The sequence below is a fragment of the Sphingomonas sp. TREG-RG-20F-R18-01 genome, assembly GCF_022662475.1.
GTDB lineage: Bacteria > Pseudomonadota > Alphaproteobacteria > Sphingomonadales > Sphingomonadaceae > Sphingomonas.
This window is the reverse complement of the sequence record NZ_JAKNQQ010000032.1, coordinates 1-5,580: the sequence shown is the minus strand read 5'-3', so window position 1 is coordinate 5,580 and position 5,580 is coordinate 1. Positions and strand designations below refer to the sequence as shown.

Here is a 5,580-nt window from a genome sequence, read left to right as displayed (position 1 = left end):
CGGCCGACGTCCAGCGCGATCTGGAGATCGTGCTGCCACAATTCGCTGTAGCGGAGCTGCGCCGCGGGCGCGTAATTGGGGTCGTTGTCGGTGGTCAGCTTGTCGACCGTCCGCGTCGCGTCCGCCCAGCGCAGATTGTAGCCGACCGTGAGGCCGCCGCGCGTCCAGCTCGGCGACAGGTTGAAGTTGAACTTCGGCGCGCCGGGCTGGTCGACATTGTCGGTAGCCACGGCGCCCGGCGTCCCGACGAACGCGAGCCGGTCGAGATAGCCGCCGACCAACCGGAAATCGAACGTCCCGAGCTTGCCCGCACGAATGACGTAATCGATGTTCAGGTCGGCCCCCGCGGTGCGGAAGCGCGACACGTTCTGCGGCTGGACCGAATAGCCGCTGATGATGCCGGTCCCTTGCGTGCGCGTGATGGCCGCGCAGAACGGATTGGCGACCGACGGCTGATCGACGCACAGCGACGCGAGCGTCGACGGCGCGGGCGTGCTGATCGCGCCGCGCAAATCGATATCGTACCAGTCGAGCGACGCGGTCAGCCCGCGCAGGAACCGCGGCCGCAGCACGACGCCCGCGGTCCAGGTTCGCGCCGTCTCGGCCTTGAGCGCCGGGTTGCCCGAGCGCGTGCCCACGACGTTGCTCGCGGTCTGCAGCGCGGGCGAGATCGCCGCGCCGACCGCCGACAGGACGGTTGCGCAATTGGCGGCGCGATATTGCGTCCCGTGGCCCAGCTCATTGGGCGCGCAGGGGTCGATGAAGAAGTTCGAGTCTCCGCTGAGTGGCTGGAACAATTCCGCGATGTTGGGCGCCCGCACCGACTCGCCATAGGAACCCCGAAAGCTGATGTCGCGGACTGGCGCATAGACGCCGTTGACCTGCCAGGTGGTCGCGTCGCCAATCGTCGAATAGTTCGAGAAGCGGTAGGCCGCGCCGACCGAAAGCGTCTCGGCAAGACGCTGGCCCTTGAAGATCGGCGCGTTCAGCTCGCCGAACGCTTCCTTCACGTCGAAGCTGCCGCCCGACGGGACGACCAGCGTCGGTTCGGTGAAGGCGACGAAGCGGTTGTTGACGAGATTGTCGCTCGGTTCGAACGCGCTGGTCTCGCGGCGATATTCTCCGCCGACCGAGAATTGCACCGGCCCGCCGGGCAGGGCGAAGAACGCGCCGAAGTCGCCGCTGATCGATGCGTTGGCGACCTGTTGCGTGATTCGCGCGAAGCTGGTGTCGTCGACCTGGAAATAGCGCAGCGCGGCCGGGCTGACCGGCCCGGCACCAAACAGGCTGACCGGAACGCAGCCCGGGTTGCCGCCGGTGAGGTTGATGCGGCAGACCGGCTGGCCCGTGGTCGGGCTGGTCACGGCATCGAGCGCAGCCCGGTAATTGACGTCGAGCAGGTTGTTCAGCTTGGTGATGTCGACGTCGGTTCGGCCATATTCGAAATAGGCGTCATAGGTCGCATGGCCACTGATCCGCCCGGTGACGTCGAACACGCCGCGATAGGTGCGGCGCAGGTCGGTCTCGCCATGACGGCCGTAATCGATATTGTCGCGCGTCACCGCGACCTGCGTCTGTCCCGCGGCCAGCGCCGCGGCGCGGATCGACTGGGGCAGGAACGGATTGTCGAGCAAGATCGGCGCGCCATAGGTTCCGATGTAATAATCGAAGGTGGTCGCCTTGGTCTGCGCGTACTTGGCCTCGACCGAGACCTTGAGGGCGTCCGAAACGTCGTAATGCCCGAGCAGGTTGACGTCGTGTCGCTCGATCCGCGGCGCCAGGTCGCCCGAATAGAAGCCCGCGACAGGCGTATCGTCGCCCCCGGTCGAATAATAGGCCGCAGGCGTGCCGGGCTGATAGGGCTGGCCGAGCCCATTGAAATTGGGCGTGCCGCTGCCCGTCGCATCGACCGCGCCGATCGGCGACTCGTTGGGATAGCGCAGGTTGCCGACCAGGATGTTATGCGGCGCCGACGGGTTGGTCGCCGCGGCGTCGTTGGGGATGAGATACTTTCGCTGGTCCGCCCGCAGATAGGACCGATCGTCGTTCTCTAGCCGGTCGTCGGCGTTATATTCATAGGCGAGCGTCAGATTGCCGCGGCCGCCCGCGAAACTGTGCCCCGCCGCAATCGAGGCAAAGCGGTTGCCGGCGTCGCCGCGCGACGAGATGCCGAGCTGTCCGCGCGCCGCGATCCCGTCGAAATCGCGCTTAAGGATGAAATTGACGACGCCCGACACGCCGTCCGCGCCATAGACCGCCGACGCTCCGCCGGTCAGCACGTCGACCCGCTCGATCAGATCGGTCGGGATGCTGTTGATGTCGACCGCGGCGCTGTTGGCCTCGCCCGCGACGTGGCGACGGCCGTTGACGAGGACCAGCGTCCGGTTGGTGCCGAGGTTGCGCAGGTTGAGTTCGTTCAGCCCCGCCGCGCCGAACGGGTTGGAGGAGACCGCATTGCCGCCCGAGGTCTGCGTGGAATCGCGCGATCCCGTCAGCGCGGGGACGCGCTGGAGGAAATTGGTGATGTTGGTGTTGCCCGACTGCTGGATCGCGGCGGCCGTGAACGCGGTGATCGGGTTGGGCGCGGCAAATTCGGCACGCGCGATGCGTGAGCCGGTCACCACGATGTCGGCGCCCTCCGCCGCGTTTGGCGTGACGGGTGTGGAAGCCGGCGGTTGCTGGTCGCTTGCGGAACCGCTCGATGCGGCACTGGGCGGCGGCGGGGCGGGGAGGGTTTGCGCTTCAGCGCCTGCGGTCCCGAGGCACAAGGCGGTGCCGGTCAACAAACAGCGGCGATACACAGCCAGCAACATAAGACACCCCTTGTACACGCGGCTCCTGCCACCCGGAAATACACCCGGGATGGCGTCGGCTCTCCTTGATGGTTTTGCCGCCGCACCGTCTCTTGCGGATTAAACCGTATCGGGGGAATGGTCCGAATCGAAAATTCCATACTGTTTGCTGTTGGCGGGCCATCAAACCCGGCATACCGTGATCGAAGCGCCATACCGGGAACACGATATACCGACTTTCGACACGCTCGTTGAACGCCGCACGCTGCTCGCCCTGGGTGCGGGCCTTGCGCTCGGCGGATGCGGCGCGTCCGCACCAGGGCTGCGATGGTGGGCGATCGGTACGCTCGGCGAGAATGCGCCCGAGCTGCTCCCGGCGTTTCGCACGGCGACCGGCATCCCGGTCGAGGTTCAGGCGCTGCCATGGACCGGCGCGCATGAAAAGTTGCTCACCGGGTTCGCCGGCAATTCGCTGCCCGACGTGATGATGCTCAACAGCGCGTGGCTGCCGGAGTTGACACTGATCGGCGCGGTCGCGCCGCCCGCGGCGCGTTCGCCGCTGCTGGCCGATCAGGTCGCGGGCGCGGTCGCGTCGGTCGAGGTCGCGGGACGGGCGATGGCGGTGCCGTGGACGGCGGACAGCTGGGTGCAATTCTATCGCCGCGATCTGCTCGCGGCGGCGGGCTATGCGGCCCCGCCGCTCGCCTGGAGCGAATGGATGCAGATGGCGCGCGCGATCAAGCGCCGTCAGCCCGACCGCTTCGTGACGCTGCACCTGCTCGACTGGCCCGAACCGTTGTTCGCCTTCGCCGCGCAGCAGGGGGTTCCGTTCCTGCGCGATCACGAAACGCGCGGCAATTTCTCGTCCGACGGCTTCCGCACCGCGCTCGGCTTCTACAAGGGAATCTTCGACGAACGCCTCGCCCCGGTGACGACCGGGGCCGAGGCGGGCGATACCTACGTCGCCTGGCGCCACGGCCGGTTCGCGATCCTGCCGTCGAACGCGACGTCGATCGGCGATCTGCGGCGGCGTACGGCCCTGCTGCCGCGCGCTCTGTGGGACGTCGCGCTGACCCCGGGGCCGCGCGGGGCCGGTGCCGCGATGGCGCGGGGCACCAGCCTCGCCGTCAGCCACGCGGCGCGCGACCCTGCCGCCGCATGGGCGCTGGTCCGCTACCTGTGCGATCCGGCGAGCCAGCGTCGCATCTACGACATCACCGGTGATCTCCCGACGCGACGGAGCGCCTGGCAGTTGCCCGCCCTGCGCACTGATCCCGTGTCGGCAACCTTCGCGACCCAGATCGCGCACAGCGTCGCACCGCCAGCCGTTCCCGAATGGGAGCGGATCGTCGGCGAGGTGCAGCTCGTTGCCGAGCACATGGTGCGTGGCGACTATGGCGTCGATGCTGCCACGGTCGAGATGGACAAACGGGTCGATCGCATTCTCGAAAAGCGCCGCTGGCTGGCGGAGCGGGGCCGCGCGTTATGACCCGCCAGGCGCGCGCCGGGCTCGGCTTCGTTCTCCCGGTGCTGATCTGCACGGTGATCGTGCTGGTGATCCCGACGATCGGGGCGGCACTGCTGAGCGTCACCGATTTCGATATCTATGCGCTTGCCGATGTCGCCAACCTGCGGTTCGTCGGGGCCGGCAACTATGCCGAATTGCTCCGGATGCCGTTGTTCTGGCGCGCCGTCGGCAACACCGCCATGTTCACCGCGATCGGCGTTCCCGCCGCGATCGCCACGTCGCTCGGCGTGGCGTTGCTGATCAGTTCGGCGACGGTGCGGTGGAAACCGGTCTGGCGCGTGCTGCTGTTCGCGCCCTATGTCACGACGCTGGTCGCAACCGCGGTGGTCTGGCGCTACCTGTTCGACCGGCATAACGGACTGCTGAATTATGCGCTGTCGCTGATTGCCATCGCGCCGGTCGACTGGCTGGGGGATCCGCGGACGAGCATTCCCGCGACGCTGATCTTCATCGTGTGGAAGGCGTTCGGCTATAACATGCTCGTCTTCATCGCCGCCCTGTCGACCGTGCCGCAGGAACTCGCCGAGGCGGCGCGGCTCGACGGCGCGGGGGCGTGGGCGCGCTTCCGGCATGTCACGCTCCCCGCGATCGGGCCGGCGTTGCTGCTCGCAGCGGTGCTGAGCGTCGCCAATTTCATCCAGATCTTCACCGAACCCTATGTCATGACGCACGGCGGCCCGGCACAAAGCACGGTGACCGTGCTGTATTTCATGTTCGACCAAGGCTTCACCTGGTGGAACCTGGGCATGGCCTCGGCAGTCGCGATGATCGTGTTCGTCGTCATCCTGCTGGTGACCGCGGTGCAGGCGCGGCTGGGAAAGCGGAACGAATGGTGGTGAAGGCCGGAAGCCTGTTGCGCACTGCGCTCGTCGCCCTGCTGGCGCTGGTCGCCGTGCTGCCGCTGCTGTGGATGGTCAACGTCTCGCTGATGGCGCCGGGCACCGCCGCGACCTTTCCGCCGCCGTTCTGGCCGGCGCATCCGACGCTCGCCAATTACCGCGAGCTGTTGCTGCCGCACCCCGGCGGCCTGACCAGCTATCATATCCTGCCCGCGCTGGGGAACAGCGTCGTCCTCGCGTCGCTCACCACGATGCTGAGCCTGTTGCTGTGCGTGCCGGCGGGCTATGCCTTCGCCAAGCTGCGCTTCTGGGGCCGCGCGCGCATGCTCCAGGCCTTGCTCGCGCTCGCCGTCGTGCCGGCGCAGGTCGCGATGCTGCCGCTGTTCCTGATGCTCAAGTCGGTCGGATTGGTGAACACCTA

Annotated in this window: 3 protein-coding genes and 1 pseudogene; 3 read left to right on the top strand and 1 reads right to left on the bottom strand. The window is 67.4% G+C overall.

What is annotated here, in order from left to right:
• On the bottom strand, positions 1-2,813 hold a 2,813-nt coding region (locus L8K25_RS22385), incomplete at its 3' end, for a TonB-dependent receptor (RefSeq protein WP_242141237.1).
• Positions 2,814-2,991: 178 nt separating this feature from the next.
• On the opposite strand from L8K25_RS22385, the gene L8K25_RS22380 reads away from it, so the two are divergent.
• From L8K25_RS22380 to L8K25_RS22370, 3 genes and pseudogenes are all read left to right on the top strand, one after another.
• Positions 2,992-4,281, top strand: a complete 1,290-nt coding sequence (locus tag L8K25_RS22380; RefSeq protein WP_242141236.1) for an extracellular solute-binding protein — start codon at positions 2,992-2,994, stop codon at positions 4,279-4,281.
• Complete coding sequence (locus L8K25_RS22375; protein WP_242141235.1) at positions 4,278-5,159, top strand: sugar ABC transporter permease; 882 nt, start codon at positions 4,278-4,280, stop codon at positions 5,157-5,159. Before L8K25_RS22380 ends, L8K25_RS22375 begins: the two co-directional genes overlap by 4 nt.
• A pseudogene (locus L8K25_RS22370) lies at positions 5,150-5,580 on the top strand (carbohydrate ABC transporter permease); the annotation flags it as partial. The gene L8K25_RS22375 and the pseudogene L8K25_RS22370, both read left to right, overlap by 10 nt.

Bases quoted from the DNA above. Each gene is read 5' to 3' on its own strand.
- L8K25_RS22375 (WP_242141235.1), top strand. From the start codon at position 4,278: ATGACCCGCCAGGCGCGCGCCGGGCTCGGCTTCGTTCTCCCGGTGCTG.